At 60.1% G+C, this 15,080-nt stretch carries 11 protein-coding genes; 3 read left to right on the forward strand and 8 right to left on the reverse strand.

The window, feature by feature from the left end; translation table 11 throughout:
- The first annotated feature begins 270 nt into the window (after positions 1 to 270).
- Positions 271 to 6,177: a beta strand repeat-containing protein gene (locus tag AC24GY_RS26195; protein WP_487689083.1), complete on the forward strand. Its 5,907-nt coding sequence runs from the start codon at positions 271 to 273 to the stop codon at positions 6,175 to 6,177.
- A gap of 195 nt (positions 6,178 to 6,372) precedes the next feature.
- On the forward strand, positions 6,373 to 6,918 hold the full coding sequence (locus AC24GY_RS26200; protein WP_487689085.1) for a hypothetical protein: 546 nt from the start codon (positions 6,373 to 6,375) through the stop codon (positions 6,916 to 6,918).
- Positions 6,919 to 6,924: 6 nt separating this feature from the next.
- On the opposite strand, the gene murC is transcribed toward AC24GY_RS26200, so the two are convergent.
- The 3 genes from murC to AC24GY_RS26215 all read right to left on the reverse strand — a co-directional run bounded on the left by murC (position 6,925) and on the right by AC24GY_RS26215 (position 9,918).
- A complete protein-coding gene (gene murC, locus AC24GY_RS26205; protein ID WP_487689087.1) occupies positions 6,925 to 9,231 on the reverse strand; it encodes a UDP-N-acetylmuramate--L-alanine ligase in 2,307 nt (768 codons plus the stop codon).
- A 113-nt stretch (positions 9,232 to 9,344) separates the two neighbouring features.
- Positions 9,345 to 9,659, reverse strand: coding sequence for a type II toxin-antitoxin system RelE/ParE family toxin (locus tag AC24GY_RS26210; RefSeq protein WP_487689089.1), 315 nt, complete (start codon positions 9,657 to 9,659; stop codon positions 9,345 to 9,347).
- A complete protein-coding gene (locus tag AC24GY_RS26215; protein ID WP_487689091.1) occupies positions 9,649 to 9,918 on the reverse strand; it encodes a ribbon-helix-helix domain-containing protein in 270 nt (89 codons plus the stop codon). Before AC24GY_RS26215 ends, AC24GY_RS26210 begins: the two co-directional genes overlap by 11 nt.
- A gap of 157 nt (positions 9,919 to 10,075) precedes the next feature.
- Between AC24GY_RS26215 and AC24GY_RS26220 the strand changes: the two genes are divergently transcribed.
- On the forward strand, positions 10,076 to 10,810 hold the full coding sequence (locus AC24GY_RS26220) for a CorA family divalent cation transporter (RefSeq protein ID WP_487689093.1): 735 nt from the start codon (positions 10,076 to 10,078) through the stop codon (positions 10,808 to 10,810).
- 20 nt (positions 10,811 to 10,830) lie between these two features.
- On the opposite strand, the gene AC24GY_RS26225 is transcribed toward AC24GY_RS26220, so the two are convergent.
- Genes AC24GY_RS26225 through AC24GY_RS26245 form a run of 5 tightly spaced genes read right to left on the reverse strand, consistent with a single transcriptional unit; the run spans position 10,831 to position 15,042 of the window.
- Positions 10,831 to 11,211, reverse strand: a complete 381-nt coding sequence (locus AC24GY_RS26225; protein ID WP_487689095.1) for a hypothetical protein — start codon at positions 11,209 to 11,211, stop codon at positions 10,831 to 10,833.
- Between the two features lie 32 nt (positions 11,212 to 11,243).
- Positions 11,244 to 12,665 carry a pectate lyase gene (locus AC24GY_RS26230; protein ID WP_487689097.1) on the reverse strand — a complete coding sequence of 474 codons (1,422 nt, stop codon included), beginning with the start codon at positions 12,663 to 12,665 and terminating at the stop codon, positions 11,244 to 11,246.
- A gap of 23 nt (positions 12,666 to 12,688) precedes the next feature.
- Positions 12,689 to 14,089, reverse strand: coding sequence for a DUF2851 family protein (locus AC24GY_RS26235; RefSeq protein ID WP_487689099.1), 1,401 nt, complete (start codon positions 14,087 to 14,089; stop codon positions 12,689 to 12,691).
- Positions 14,090 to 14,143: 54 nt separating this feature from the next.
- Positions 14,144 to 14,383, reverse strand: a complete 240-nt coding sequence (locus AC24GY_RS26240) for a hypothetical protein (protein ID WP_487689101.1) — start codon at positions 14,381 to 14,383, stop codon at positions 14,144 to 14,146.
- A complete protein-coding gene (locus tag AC24GY_RS26245; protein WP_487689103.1) occupies positions 14,380 to 15,042 on the reverse strand; it encodes an HAD family hydrolase in 663 nt (220 codons plus the stop codon). Before AC24GY_RS26245 ends, AC24GY_RS26240 begins: the two co-directional genes overlap by 4 nt.
- Between the last annotated feature and the right edge of the window lie 38 nt (positions 15,043 to 15,080).

The following is a 15,080-nucleotide window of genomic DNA, read 5'->3' on the forward strand; positions in this document are numbered from 1 at the left end:
GAAACTGAACACCGATTCTCCGATGTTGGACACTGAAAAGTTTTCTGACTCAAGCTCATGGAGAGGCGGTTATTAGAGGATGCCGCGTTGTGATACTATTATGATCAAAGCGGACATTTGATGGGTTCAGTACTGTTTATGGCCGGTGTTATGCTTGGAACCTGAGGGCAAACCCCTGTTTCGAAAATGCCCCCAAAGTACCCCAACGCCCTGCGGAGCGCCTCCGCGAGGTACGCCTGCACCTGTGCTTTTTTCCTGCTTCTTAGCAGCTTGCTATGCCCCTCCCTGGTTCGAGCTCAAAACTGGACTGGGGGAGGAGCGGACAACAACTGGAGCACAGCCGCTAATTGGAGCAGTGGTTCACCGCCCGCTGCCACCAGCATCAACTTCACGGGCACGACAAGGCTGACCCCTTTTAACGACACTACGGCGGGTACAAGCTACGCTACTTTCAACTTTTCCTCCACTGCCGGTGCATTTGTGGTCAGTGGCAATGCGGTGGTGCTGGGAGGCGACGCCACCAACAGCTCGGCCACCAAGGAGACCATCAATCTGGTGCTGCAGCTGGGCAGCGGGACCAGCCGCAATTTCAACATCGTGAACGCGGCGGGGGAGCTGGAAATCAGCCAGGGGATTGCCAACCTTTCCGGCACGGCCAATCTGGTGAAGGTGGGCCGGGGCGCCCTGACGTTCACCGCAGCAAACACCTACAGTGGACTCACCAGTGTGCTGGATGGCACGCTGACAATCAGTGGTGCCAATGGCAGCATGGCGCTGGGCACCGGCATCACCGTCACCAATGGGGCGACCTTCCGCCTCTCCAACACCGCTGCTGCCAACAACACTGCCCGACTCGCAGACACGCAGGCTGTTTCATTGAACGGTGGCAACATGCAATTCCTTAACACGGGCGGGGCCGCCAATTACAGTGAAACCGTCGGGGTGCTGACGCTTGCCGGAGGAGTGAACACTCTGACGAGCAGCCAGGCGGACAGCGGCCAGACTTCTGCGATCACCTTCAGCAGTCTGTCGCGAACCAATGGCGTGGTGAACTTCAGCGGCACGGGCCTGGGTGACGACACGCGCAACCGTATTGTTTTCACCTCAGCCCTGAACAACGATGGCATCATGGGCGGCTATGCCACGGTGGGGAATGAGTTTGCGAAATATGACGCCACGGTGGGTTCGGTGCGCGCCATGCAGGCAGGTGATTACATCACAACGGACCAGGATACCTGGACAGCGACGTCCAATGTCAAACTGACGGCGAGTCCTTCGATGCTGAGTGCCAGCCGGCAGATCAACTCATTGAACCTCGCCCCGGGGAGTGCATTCACAATGGATCTGGGCGGACGCACTCTGCGGGTGGAAAGCGGGGGCATCCTCTTCAGTGGCAGTCAGACGGCGATGGTGCAGCATGGCACGCTGAGCGCCGGCGAAGGCACAAATGCGGCGGGGAATCTGATCATTCATCAAAACAGCAGCGGCATGCTGACTCTTGGCGCACGCATCACCAACAATGGTACGGGAGTGGTCAGCGTGACGAAGGCAGGCACGGGCGGACTCACGTTCATGGAGGACAACACCTACACGGGGGCCACCTACATTTATGCAGGCAGCCTGCGCACGGGCGTGAGCGGTGGTCTTTCCGCCAGCTCGGCCTTAATTTTGGGGGACAGCTCCGGCACGGCAGCCGCGCTGGACACCACAGGCACCAGCCAGGCCATCGGCGGACTGCAGGTGCTGGCAAACACCACCGCTGTGAATGCCATCACCGTGACCGCTGGCGAGACGTTAACCATCAATGGGGACGTGAGCATCGGCGGCAACGTGGCTGCAAGCGTCACCAACACCACGATGAACGGTGGGGGATCGCTGGTCATCAATGACTCCGGCGGCACCTTTCAGCTGGGGATGGCCACGGGCAACATCAGCTACAACACGGCCATTCTGGATCTCACCGGCATGTCTTCATTCACAGCAAACATGGGGACAGCCAGCGGTGTTTTTCGAGTGGGAGACAACAACACGACGGGGAATGTTTCCGCCTCGGTGCTGAAACTGGCGGTGAACAGCACCATCACCGCGAACCGTATTTCTGTCGGCGGTGAATCAGGCAGCGGAACTCAGACAATCTCCTTCGGGGTTGGGGCCACGGTCTTGAACGCAAACACGCTGGACCTTGGTCCGATCGGGGGAGGAGCGCGGGCCATTGGCGTGCTCAGTTTTGCCACCAGCTCCGGAACGCTCAAGATTCGTGCGGCGGATGGCGTCGGGGCAGCCGTATTGAATGTGGGGAACTCTGTGGTGCCGACCACCGCTGGATCGCTCGGGGCAACCTTTGACTCACGCGGCCACAATGCGGACCTGAAACTGAGCACACTCAATGTTGCCGGTCGCAGCGCAGGCACCGGGATAACGACAGTCACTTTTGACTTCGACACTGGCACGCTGGAGGCCGCCACGGTCAACCTCGCGCAAAAGCTCAGCGCCAACACGGCCTCTGGTGCCATCGCTGGTACCATGACCCTGGCTGGAGGAACTATTACTCTGGGTACTGTCAATCTGGCCAGCAATACCACAAACACTGGCACCGCCTCCGCGATTCTGACCTTTAGCGGGAACAACACGACCACGATCGGCAGCATTTCGATGGCGTCTGCCACCATTGCGGGTGGAACCGCCACTGCGGTTCTCAACTTAAATGGCGGCAGCATCACTCTCAATGGTGCCATCACGCGTGCGGGGGGCGCGGGTACCAGCACTGCCACAGTGACACTCAACGGTGCCACGCTGGACATGGGAGGTAATGCGATAGGCAGTCTTTCCAACACGATCACCTTTACTGCCCAGTCAGGTATTCTCAAAAACGTGGCCTCCATTAATGGAACTACGGGAGGACTGATCAAGACCGGAACGGGCATCCTGGAGCTGCAAGGCAGCAACGGCTATGTCGGCGCGACGGTGATCAGCGCCGGCACTTTGAAAGTCGCCACACTCACGAATGGAGGCGCGGCCAGCACGCTGGGCAGTTCCAGCAATGCGGCGGCCAATCTGGTGCTCAATGGCGGCACACTGCAATACACGGGAGCTGCGACCACTACGGATCGTCTTTTTAGTGTGGGCACAGCCACGGGCAGCGTGATCGCTGCTTCAGGCAGCGGCACGGTGAAATTCACCAATACGGGCAGCATGGGATTTAACAGCCAGTCGGGAACGCGGACATTGACACTGACGGGCACCAACACGGGGGAAAACAGCATCGCGGCTGTCATAGGTGACAATGGCGGACTCACCTCGGTGACTAAAACAGGGACAGGCACCTGGGTGCTAACGGGGGCCAACACATACGCTGGTACCACGACGGTGAATGCGGGGACGCTGATGCTGGACTTTAGCGCGGCGGGCGCGCCGACTTCCAATATACTCAGCAGTTCCTCCGCCATCTCTCTCGGCGGTGGCACGCTGAGCATCCGTGGTGGCAGCGGTTCGCCCACCCAGAGGCTGGCAAGCCTGGCGCTGACGGCCGGAGCCAATACTCTTTCTCTGCCACCCAATGGAGCCACCAGTCTGGTCGTGACGCTCAATGGTGCCAGCATCAGCCGGACTGCGGGGAGCACGCTCAATCTGATGGCCTCCGGCACGGCTTCGTTTACCGCCACCAATGCACTCAATAATTCGGCAGGCATCCTGGGATGCTACGCGGTCTTCAACGGGGCGGACTGGGCTACACGTGATGTCTCGGGCAATCTGGTGGCGTTTTCCAACTACACTGCCCTGCCCACCACGGGGGGCGATACGGCGACCAATTATCTCCTCACTTCCGGCACTTCCTTGACGGGTGCGCTCACCGTCAACAGTCTCAAAATCACTGGCACGGGAGTGACGCTGGATGGAAACACGCGGGCCATCACCTTCACCGGCACAAGCGGCGGTCTGCTGTATGCGCCCACCTTATCGAGCGACACCTACAGCATCACTGGCAGCGGAGTCGTGGGCGCGGGCACTGCCAATGAGTTCATCGTGCAGGTCAGCCAGGGGACGCTGAGCATTGCCAATCCGGTGGTCAGCAGCACGGCCACGGCTGGCAGTTTGACCAAGGCGGGAGATGGCACGCTGGTGCTCACTGGAGCCAGCCTTTTCACAGGGGCTACCACGGTGAATGGCGGCACGCTGGAAATCAGCGGGACGGGCACGCTGTCATCCAGTGCGGGAAACATCACGGTGGGTGCCGGAGCAACGCTGCGGGTGAACAGCACCAATGCGGCGCAGGCCATTGCGGACAGTACTGATGTGGCCGTGGCGGGGACTTTCGAGGTACGCGCCAATGAGACGCTGGGAGGTCTTTCCGGACTTGGAACGCTCCGCAATGGAGGCAGCACCAATGCGGTGCTCACCGCTGGGAATGGCAATGAGACCAGCAATTTCAGTGGCCTGATCCAAGACGGCAGCACGGGTACGCTGGGCATCACCAAGGCGGGAACGGGTGTGCTCACGTTCGACGGTTCTCTTTCGAACACCTACACTGGAACCACCACCATCAGTGCTGGCACTCTGTCTCTGGCGAAGACTGGCGGTGCCATTGCTGTCGTTGGCAATATCACTGTCGGAGATGGGAGTGGTTCGACGGCTGACATCCTGCTGCTCGGTGGAAGCGAGCAGATTCAGGACACCGCCGTGGTCACTTTGACAGGCAACAGCACTGTCGCCGGAACCGGAACCTTCAGGCTCAATGGCAACACCGAAACGATCGGCGGTCTGTCCAGTGCCGGAGGCACTCAAAACGGTGTGGTGGAAAACGCGCTGGCCAGCACGACCGGAAAACTGATCGTGAACACCACGACGGACCAAAGCTTCACTGGAGTGATGCAAAATGGAACGGGCACTTCTTCGGTTCTGGTCTTTACCAAGGTGGGGGCAGCACAGCAGACGCTGGCGGGCACTGCGGCCAACACCTACACCGGTGTCACCACTGTGCTGGGCGGTACGCTGAGGCTGAACAAGACGGCAGGTGTCAATGCCATTGCGGGCAGCCTGAGCATTGGTGATGGCACCGCTTCCTCCATGGTGCTGCTGGCAGCAGCCAATCAGATTGCCGACTCTACGATTGCCACGCTGGCGGGAACAGGAGCGACGGCGGGCGTGTTGAGGCTGGCTGGCAACAGCGAAACCCTGGCAGGAATCAGCAGCAATGCACTGGTGGGCGGCGGGGTGGTGGAAAACGAGTCTGGTGTGGCCGGAACAGCCACGCTGACAGTGAACGTGGCCAACAGCACCACTCAGACATTCACCGGTGTCGTGCGTGATGGCGATGGCGTCGGTACGGACGGCTCGCTGGCGTTGGTGAAAAGCGGCACGGGTGTCCAGGTCATGTCAGGCGACAACACGTATAGCGGAGGCACCACGATCAATGCAGGCACTTTGGTGACAGGCGGCGTTGGCAGCGGGCAGGTGGTGAACAATGGCACGCTGATCATCAATCGCACGAGCGAGGCCACCCTGGCGCAGGCGATGACGGGAACAGGCTCCTTGATTCTCGGCAGCAGTGGCACGGTGGTGCTCTCCGGGAACAGCAACACCTACAGCGGCGGCACCATCGTGGATCAGGGCACACTGCGTATCATGAACAGCTCCGGCTCAGCCACGGGCACGGGTGCTGTCACCATTGCCAATGGGGCGACACTTTCAGGAACGGGTCTGGTGGGAGGCGCCACGAACATTAACTTCGGAGGCACGCTTTCGGTGGGTTACAATGGAAGCGCAGGGCAGACGATGACCCTGAACGGCGGTCTCTTCTCTGCGGGCACCTTGCAGTTCGATCTCTGGGGCAACGCGGGCGGAGTCAATCCCGGCACCAATGCCGATCTCCTGATCGTGGGTGGGGGAGCTGTGACCCTGAGCGGCACCTTGCAGGTCACAAGCACTGGCATCAGCACCTGGGCTGTTGGCGACAGCTGGAAGCTCATCGACTGGGGCACCGTGCTGCTCTCCGACCGGACGGTAGTCTTTGATACCTTCGTCATGCCCACCCTTAGTGGAGGTCTTACTTGGGACACTTCTCAGCTTGGGCAGACCGGTTACATAGCCATCGCTCCTGAACCTGGCCGGATGCTTCTGTTGATGGTCGGGTTGGTGATGCTGGGACTGCGTAGAAAGCGGAGCGTCAGTGTCGCTTAAAGATCTTGCGAATGGACTGTGAGGGGGCTCTCGTCGTTCATGGGACCGGCATTGAATCATCTTATCGAATGCACTGACGTTCTTCAAATCGCTGAGGCGGTCTTTGAACGCGTGTTCCGCAGCGGACTTGATCAGCCCGGCTTTGCTGTTTTGGTGATGCCTCAGAATCTCAGTTCCCAGGAACTGCGCCATTCCATGACTGTTCTCAAAGAACGACTTTCCGAGCTTCACACTATGAGATGGGGCGAGGCCCTAGAATATCTTTCACTGGGTCGCTTCGACCAGCAGAACAGCACCAAGCTGCATTTGGACGGTGCTCCAGTGCGGTCGTTTCTCATGCTCGGCTACGAGCCCACGAACGTGCGCAGCGAGTTTCAAATTGCTGACTTCAGCCGCTGCGCATGTGACATGGGGCTGTCTCCTGCGGAGTTTATGAGCCAGCACAATCCTATGTTCAGCGCCGGCGCTGAACTGCTGCGCGACTACGTCTCCAACACCACGAACTGGCATGAGGACTGCCCCCGCATTGTCCTCATCAACAACAGCATTGCAGACCCCGGAATGCATGGGATGACCTATGGTGTGCTGCATGGTGCTTTGATTCCGGTGCCAGATCCTCAGGCGTCTCGTATCATCAACTCGACCATGATGGCCCCGGCATGCTTTGTGGCTAGCGACCCTGCAATGCAGGTGCAGGAGTTTGTCTATACGGATCAAATTTCCGGTCAAATTCTAGGCTAAGCCGGATCACAGCGGCAGCGGCTGGTCTTCGCCGATGACCTTCACTTCCATCTCCAGAGTCACGCCGCGCTCGTGCATGGCGGTGTCTTTGATCTGGGCCACGAGGTCGAGGACTTCGCGGGCGGTGGCGCCGCCTTGATTGACGATGAAGTTGGCGTGGACGTCGCTGACGATCGCTTTGCCGACGTTGCGGCCTTTGAGGGCGAGGTCGTCGATGAGTTTGCCTGCACCGCAGATCTCGGGGTTTTTGAAAGTGCAGCCAGCGCTGGCACCGACGGGCTGGGAGATGCGGCGTTTTTGGTGGGAGGCGGCGAGCTTGGTGTCGATCTCGGTCTGCGGGGCAGGGGTGCCTTTGAACACGGCGGAGACGACGTAGCGCTCCTCAAACTCCGGCACGCTGCGGTAGTGGTGCGTGATCTCGGCCAGCGGCTTTTCCTTGATGCTGCCGTCTGTGTCGATGAAGCGCACGCTGACGATTTGATCGAAGGTTTCGGAGCCCATGGCGCCGGCGTTCATGCGGATGGCACCGCCGAGATTGCCGGGGATGCCTTCCATCCATTCAAAGCCGCCGATGCCGGCATTGCGGGCCGCACTGGCGATTTTCTTGAGCCGTGCTCCGGCTCCGGCGGTGATCAGGTCACCATTCACGGTCACGTTTTCGAAATCGCCCTTGGTGTGAATCACCGCGCCGCGGATGCCGCCGTCTTTGACAAGGAGATTGGAGCCGCGGCCGATCACACGGATTGGGATCGAAGCAGAGCGCAGGTAGCGCACGACTTCGGCGAAGGAGGCCTCATTGCGCGGCTCGATCCAATACTGTGCGGGACCGCCGATGAGCCAGGTGGTGTGGCGGTTCATGGGCTCGTACAGACGTGCCACGCCGCCGCCGTTGGCGTCGAGGATGGCACAGAGTTTTTCGAGCACGGGCAGGTCGCGTGCGATGCAGCGGCCGACTTCGTGGACGTTGCCAGCACCCAGGGTGATGAGCAGATCGCCGGGGCGCAGGGCGTTGCCCACCTTGTCGCGTGCGATGGGCATCGTGGGTGTGCTGCCGGTCTTGGTGTGATCGTTTTGCAGCCGCACCTCTTCGAGAATCGTCTCACCGCTGACGCCGGGGAGGGGCTTTTCGCTGGCGGGATAGACATCGGTGACGAACAGCTCGTCCACGTCGCCAAAGCTGGCGCCGAACTCCTTTTTCAAGAGCTGCGTACGGCTGTAGCGATGGGGCTGGAACAAGCAGACGATCCGCTTGGCATTCAAGCCTTTGGCGGTGGCCAGCGTGGCGGCGATCTCGCTGGGGTGATGGCCGTAGTCGTCCACGACGGTGAAGCGCTCGCCGCTGTGGCGGATTTCGAAGCGGCGCTTGGCGCCGCGGAAGGTGCGCAGCGCGTGCTGGATGGCCTCAAACGTGACGCCGCAGCGGGTGGCGAGGGCGATGGCCGCGAGCGCGTTGCTGACGTTGTGCTTGCCGGGAATGCCGAGTGTGGCCGTGCCGAGCAGTTGGTCTTTTTGGTACACTTCGAACTCGGAATGATCCGGCTTCATCGAGAGGATGTTGGCCGAGAAATCGTGAGAGCGGCTCCAGCCGTAGCTCACGCCTTGGGGCCCGGCACAGACTTCGCTGGCCACGGGATCTTCGGCGCAGTAAACCCAGTGCGTGCGTGTCTGGCTGAGGACCTGGCGGAACACGGTCTTGATGGCCTCGATGCCGTCATAGAAATCGAGATGCTCGGGTTCGATGTTCAGCACGATGGCGTGTTCCGGATGGAAGTTCACCAGCGTGCCATCGCTTTCATCCCCTTCGGCCACAAAGAGCTCGCCTTCGGTGTCCCAGTGCGCGTTGGAGCCGAGGATGGGGATCTCAGCGCCGACGTAGTGGCTGGGCTTGAGGCCGCCCTGGCGCAGCACGTGGGCGGTGAGGGCGGAGGTGGTGGTCTTGCCATGGGTGCCGCAGACAACGACGCCTTTCTTGTTTGCCATCACGGCGGCCAGCGCCTCGGCGCGGCGGATGAGCGGTATGCCCTGCTTGTAGGCTGCCTCATAGGCCACGTTGCCGGGCTTGATGGCGCTGGAATAGATGACCATGTCGCAGTCCTCGACCTCTTTCTCCGTGTGGCCGTGGAAGAACTGCAGGCCGAGCTTTTGCAGGCGGTCCGTCTCCACCGTTGTCGCCTTGTCCGAACCGCTGACCTTGTGACCGAGGCCCAGCAGCAGCAGCGCGAGCCCGCTCATGCCTGAGCCTGCGACCCCGATGAGGTCGATGCGCATGGGGTGACGGCTTTCTTTGAGGAGGCTGAGGACGGCGTGGGTCATGATGGGATGAGCGCAGAAGCTAGGCCGTGATTCGCGTGGGGGCAAGATTTGTGGTTAATCCAGCTCATCGTGGTTGAGGAAAAGCGCTCTCAGATCGCCATGAGGTGAGTTGCTCACCCATGGTCTGCATCTTCCCGCAGGCGTGCCGGGATATCCATCTTCTCATGCAGCACACTGATGACTCCGACCCGCTTCTTGGTGAGTTCGCGGAAGAAAATGTAGTGATGGCGATGGCGGAAAAAATAAACGCCTTTCAGGGACTCATCCAATACCGGTCTCCAGCGGTGTCTTTGAACCATGACAGCCTCGATCTCTGCGACGAGTTCGCGCACATAGGCATCGGCCTGCTTTTCGTTCCACTTCCGCTCTGTGTAATCCCAGATCTCCAGAATGCGCTCCTGAGCGGCAGGATAAATTTTAGCGGGCATTGGCCTTTTTGCGTTTTTTTGCCTTGGCGATCAAATCTTCTGCGTCCAAGGGCACAAACTCCGATTCGGCGGCTTCGACACCTGCACTTAATTCATTTCTGAGCCAAGCCCATTTGCGCTTTTCCTCCAGCTCATAGTCACGACGGACGAGATCACGGATGTACTCACTGGTCGAGCTATAGAGGCCTGACTTGAGAACACGCTGCTGGATGAAGCCCTGAAGCTCCCCGGCGAATCGAACATTGACGCCTGCTGCCATGCTGAACAATGCGTGATGTCCTCAAGATTGTCAAATTTGTGGGACGGAAGAGAATCCAACCAGACCTCCCGGTCACTGACAAATCCTCCTGCATTTTCCAATCGCCCGAATCGCGCGGTTCTGCTCTCATGGCGGCGGGATTGAAAAAATCCCAATCATGAAACCAGACATTCAAATCATTCCGAAACTTTGGGCCACCATTCCGGAGGCCATTCGCAACCGGGTGGGCCGGGAAGCAGGGACACAGCGTGCGATCTATGAGGAGGAGCACCTGCTGCTTATTCTCCACCAGATCCCCGGCCCTGATGAGCTAAATCGGAGGCCTGCATTGTTTTGGCGGCAGCCGGACGGTGCTTGGAAATCCAGCCCGGAGAGCGGGGGCAGTCTCGCGCTGCAAAACCACCTGACGGCGTATGCTGCCAGACTGGATGAACTGGACAAGCAGGAGCACGCGGCTCAAACGGCTGCCGAGTACCACAAGGTGCTCGAAGCCATCGCCCCGGTGCTGCGCAGCTCGCGCGGCTTGCATCGTGCGTTGCAGCAGGCGCGTGAATTCATTAAAGCTGACCGCGATGTGATCAACCTGCGAGATCAGGCTGCGAATGTGGAGCGCACTGCTGAACTGCTGCTGCAGGACGCGCAGTTTGGCCTGAACTTCACCGTGGCGAAGCAAGCCGAGGCGCAGGCGAAGAGCGCACAGATCATGGCGAACACCTCGCACCGCCTGAATGTGATGGCTGCATTGTTCCTGCCGCTCACGGCGCTGACGGGTCTGTTCAGCATGTATGTGCGGGCGGATGTGGCCGATACACCGGCGAACTTCTGGCTCATTGCTGCGGCGGGGGTGCTCATCGGACTGGTGATGAGCGCGTTTGTGGTGGCCAGGCGATGAAAGAAGGCCTTAGGGGGCTGTCATTTTGAAGCTTGAACCCGGCTCTCAGTCAGATAGTAGCCACGATCATCTTTTCGTATGAATCCTTGAATGGAATAGGATGCAATGTCCGCACACTCATCGTCTGTCGGAACAATCTGGACTGACAACAAACGCTGGGTGAGCCATGAGGGGTTCTGGCTGCAAACCACAGTCACCTGAGCCTCGGTGGATTTACCCTTTCGATCAAAGCATGGGCCATGAAGGATCTGGTTTTCAGACTTATAGTCAATGCGTGCCGACAGGCGGATGCCTTCCATTTCCTTTTGCTCAAGAAAAGGTGTGATGACGTGGTGGAGAATAAAAAGCCGCAGCTCTTTGTCCGGCATGAACTCCATGGTTGATCCGAGAGGATGCTTCATAGAATTCTAATAAGCACTGGTTTGGCGAAGATCTACTCTCCGCTCTTTTTACGTGCCTCCACGTAATTTGACATGGCGTTCATGTGTTTGACGAATTCAGCGCAATCGATGGCGTCGTCTTTGATCCAACGGCCTTCGCTGTCGAGCGAGGTGACGGCTTTTTGAACCTTGGCGATCAACCCCTTGGCCCTGCTCTTCCATTCCTTGGGAGTCTGTGGGCCGGCGAGATTTTGCTGGAGTTCTTCGCGGCCTTTGGCGAGCTGCTTCTTGAAGGTGTCGAGGTTGCTCTGCTGGCTGACCTTGAAGGAGTAATGAGTGGGCATGTCGCTGTCGTCATAGGTCAGGACGTAAGTGTCCTTGACGAAGAACAGAGGCTTGTTGGTCTGCAGTTCGTAGAAGCGGGCGTGGGTGCCGTCAGGCAGCTTGGAGCGTTCGAACCAGGCGAGGGCGGGCTGGATGGGCTTGAGATATTTGTCATCCCCCGTGAGCACCCAGAGCTGATGGAGCACCTCCATGGCACCGATGCTTTCGTTGCCGGTGACGGATGGCGGCTCGAACTTGCGCGCCCAGACGGGATGCATGTCGCGGTCATACTGCTGAGCCCAGACGGGCTGCGGCTCGGGCATTTGGGCCAGCAGGAAGAACTCACCGAGCTTCTTCAGGGCGGTGAGGTAGAGCTCGTCCTTTTCGAGATCGTAGGCACGGAACAGCACCCGGGCGATCTGCTGCAGGTTGTCGTCGTTCAGCGTGTAGAAGCCGGTGTATTTGACGGCAGGGAAGGTGCGGCTCCAGGTCTCGGGGTAGCTGGCTTTGAGCACCGGAGCGGTCGGGTCCGCCGGGCCGGAGAACTGCTGGGGCCAGGCACCGATGGGGGCTTGCGCGGCCAACAGGGCGTCGAAGGCAAACTTGGTGCAGCGCTTCAATTCGGCATCGTCTTTGCAGGCGGGCTCGTGTACCATTTCGAGGAGGAAAAGCAGTGCAGACTCGGTCTTGTTGTCGTCGAGCGTGGTGCTGTTGCGGCGTTTGCCGGGCTCCTTGTCTCCGGCGTCGAGATCGCTGCGCAGGTAGTATTTTTTGGCCTTCTCAGGATCGAAATCGAAGTCGCTGTCCCAGCCACCGGAGGCGAGCTGGCACTTGAGCAATGCCTTGGCGGCATCTTTGGCCGCGGTGAGGAAAAGGTCGTCGCCAGTGGCCTGATAGGCTCGCAGCATCACCAGGCCCATCGTCGTCGTGCCCGGAGGCTGGATGGAGATGATGGTGGGCGATTTGGCGTGCTCGACTTCGCCGATCTTGCCCTCTTTGTCGTAGGAGGAGGCATAGCCACCCTCACGAGCGAGATTCGTGTGAGCGTAAGTGACGGCCTTCTTCATGGCCGCCGTGACGACGGCGGGATCAGGCAGATCTGCAGCGAGAGCGAACGACGATGAAAGGGCGAGAGCGAGAAGCGAGCGCATGGTTGGACGCCAAAACGTCGGCTTCATCTCCACTCCTTCAATCTTTCCGGAAAGGGGCAGTCGGCGCAGGCGGAGTCGTCTTCAAGGCAGAAGTCCTCATAGATCTGCAACAGGCCTTGATGGTGGTGCAGCTTTTTGGTGAAGTCGCGGCTGCGCGGGTCCTCACCAAACAGCCGCAGCACGGCGCGGCGCACCTTCTGATTGTCCAGCAGGGCGGGGAGTTCGAGATACTCGGCCCACAGGCGTGTGCGCTCTGGAACGAGCAGCGGGTAGGCGACGTTGGCGAACATCTCTTGCACGCGCGTTTCGCCGATCAATGCGACGGGTCGCTCCGCCGTTTCTGAGAGCAGTGTGTAATGAGTGGCCCAGAAATCATGGGAGAGAGCGAGCAGGGACTCGCGCCATGCGGCCTGGCTCCAGCGTGTGGCATCGGCCAGAGGGGTGACGATGGAGGACCAGGAACGCAGCAGCGCGGCGAGCGCGCCGAGACGGCGCTGCGGATGATTGCCGGGGCGGATGGCATTGAGCTTCCAGCGCAGCAGCTGGCGGTCATCCAGCCAGCGCTCCACACCGCTGCGCAGCTTCCACCATTCGCTCCAGAGCTCGCGCAGGTAGGTGCGTGTGGCGGGCTCGGTGTCGTCACTGCGGACGCTTTCGAGGAAGCCGGAGACGCCGAAGAGCCATGCCTCGCGCTTGGCGGCATCAAGCTGGGTGATTTTCTTCAACGGCAGCCGCTGGGAGAGGATGGCGAAGGGCTGCTGGTTTTTACGATAGCCCAGCGTCTGCGCCAGCGCCTGATAGATCGCCTGCTCGCGCCCTTGAGCGGCCACGCTGCGGTGCAGGCGTTTTGATTTGAGCTCAAGGCGGTGCTGCGCGGCGGATTCGATGATAGACTGTACCTGTGAGGACTCCATGCCCCGCAGGGGGACGGCGCAGCGGCCCAGTCTTGCTTGAGCGAGGTTGCGCTTGGGCTTGATGCCTTCCGGCAGCATGCCGGCCTGCAGCAGCACTTGTGGCACAGCGTGGTGGGCGCTGTTGCGAGTGTAGAAACGCTCTTCCGGCGCGTGTAGAAAAAGGTGCAGGATGACGCGGTTGAAGTTCTCGTTGGAACCATGCGTATGCCGTTCCCAGTCGCGGGCATCGGGATCGAGCTCGATGTCACCGCGCAGGGTCTGACCATCGATCACAATGGCACAGCCGTTGAAGTCCGGCCCGGACCCGGAATTCCACACGCCGAAATCAGCGATGCGCACCGCCTTGCCATCCGTGGTGGTGAACTCACTGCCAAAGGCACCGGAGAACCACAGGCTTTGCAGTTCCATCTCCGTCATGGGCTCGGCAAAACCGGGCAACGTCTCGGCTACGCCGGAGAAGACGGCGTCGCGAAAACGTGCATAGCGGTCGGCAAGCGGGAGCGGCGTCATGGCGGTTGGGCGTGCGGGACACCAAGGAGGGGCTGGCGCGGAATGCCACTGGATTTATGGTTTCGCGATCTCGCCGGATGAGAGTGATGCCACCGCCTCCTGAAACAAGCCTCCATGGCGCTGGTCCTGTGCCTGCTGGTGGCGGCTTTCTGGCTGATGCTCGGCAGCGTTTTCTTCGGAACCGATGAGCGGAGACGAGTTCTGCCACTGGAATTCGCCTGTGCTCAACCAGGCCGGATCAGCCGCGTGAAGCGTGCTGATGAAACACAGGGAGAGCAGAGCGTGCAGCTTCATGCCATGAGTTCCTTGAGGGAGACGTGGGCGAGGGACTCGACGCGTTTCCACGCGCCGGAGAAGTCCAGGTGCTGTGTCATGGGACCGGGCGCCACGATGCAGCGAATGCCGGCGGCCATCGCGGCGCGGAGGCCGTTGAGGGAGTCTTCGAAGATGACGGCTTCCTCGGGTGCAACACCGAGGTTTTCGGCGGCATGCAGGAAGAGGCTCGGGTCAGGCTTCACCTTGCCGGTGTCATCAACGGTGGAGATGTGGTGAAAATGAGCGTGCAGACCGAGCTGGTCCATCCAGGAATCGATCCATACCCGTGGGCTGCTGCTGGCGATGGCGATGCGCAGGTCGAGGGAGGCAGCTTCCTGCAGGCGGTCGGCCACACCGGGGAGCAGTTGCAGATGCTTGCGCAGTTCGTTCTCGCGCGTCTTGCGTTCGATTTCAATGGCCGCCCAGTCGAAGTCTCGGCCGGTGAGCTGTTCGAGATCACGCTTGGGATCGTAGGTGCCGGTGAGGAAATCGGTGCCGACGGCCTGCGCATAGCGCTCTACGGGCAGCTCATGGCCATGCTGGTCGAAGATTTCTCTCCAGGTGTGGTAACCGGTGCTTTCAGTGTCAACGATGAGGCCGTCGAAGTCGAAGATCACGGCGCGAATGGGTGGGGGCATGCGGATGGATGGCCGAAAGTAGGGAAAGATGCAAAAGA

The sequence above is a fragment of the Prosthecobacter sp. Pr1 genome (genome assembly GCF_057652315.1).

Coding starts and splice junctions, on each gene's coding strand:
- AC24GY_RS26200 (WP_487689085.1), top strand. CDS start 6,373: ATGACTGTTCTCAAAGAACGACTTTCCGAGCTTCACACTATGAGATGG.
- murC (WP_487689087.1), bottom strand. CDS start 9,231: ATGACCCACGCCGTCCTCAGCCTCCTCAAAGAAAGCCGTCACCCCATG.
- AC24GY_RS26210 (WP_487689089.1), bottom strand. CDS start 9,659: ATGCCCGCTAAAATTTATCCTGCCGCTCAGGAGCGCATTCTGGAGATC.
- AC24GY_RS26215 (WP_487689091.1), bottom strand. CDS start 9,918: ATGGCAGCAGGCGTCAATGTTCGATTCGCCGGGGAGCTTCAGGGCTTC.
- AC24GY_RS26220 (WP_487689093.1), top strand. CDS start 10,076: ATGAAACCAGACATTCAAATCATTCCGAAACTTTGGGCCACCATTCCG.
- AC24GY_RS26225 (WP_487689095.1), bottom strand. CDS start 11,211: ATGAAGCATCCTCTCGGATCAACCATGGAGTTCATGCCGGACAAAGAG.
- AC24GY_RS26230 (WP_487689097.1), bottom strand. CDS start 12,665: ATGCGCTCGCTTCTCGCTCTCGCCCTTTCATCGTCGTTCGCTCTCGCT.
- AC24GY_RS26235 (WP_487689099.1), bottom strand. CDS start 14,089: ATGACGCCGCTCCCGCTTGCCGACCGCTATGCACGTTTTCGCGACGCC.
- AC24GY_RS26240 (WP_487689101.1), bottom strand. CDS start 14,383: ATGAAGCTGCACGCTCTGCTCTCCCTGTGTTTCATCAGCACGCTTCAC.
- AC24GY_RS26245 (WP_487689103.1), bottom strand. CDS start 15,042: ATGCCCCCACCCATTCGCGCCGTGATCTTCGACTTCGACGGCCTCATC.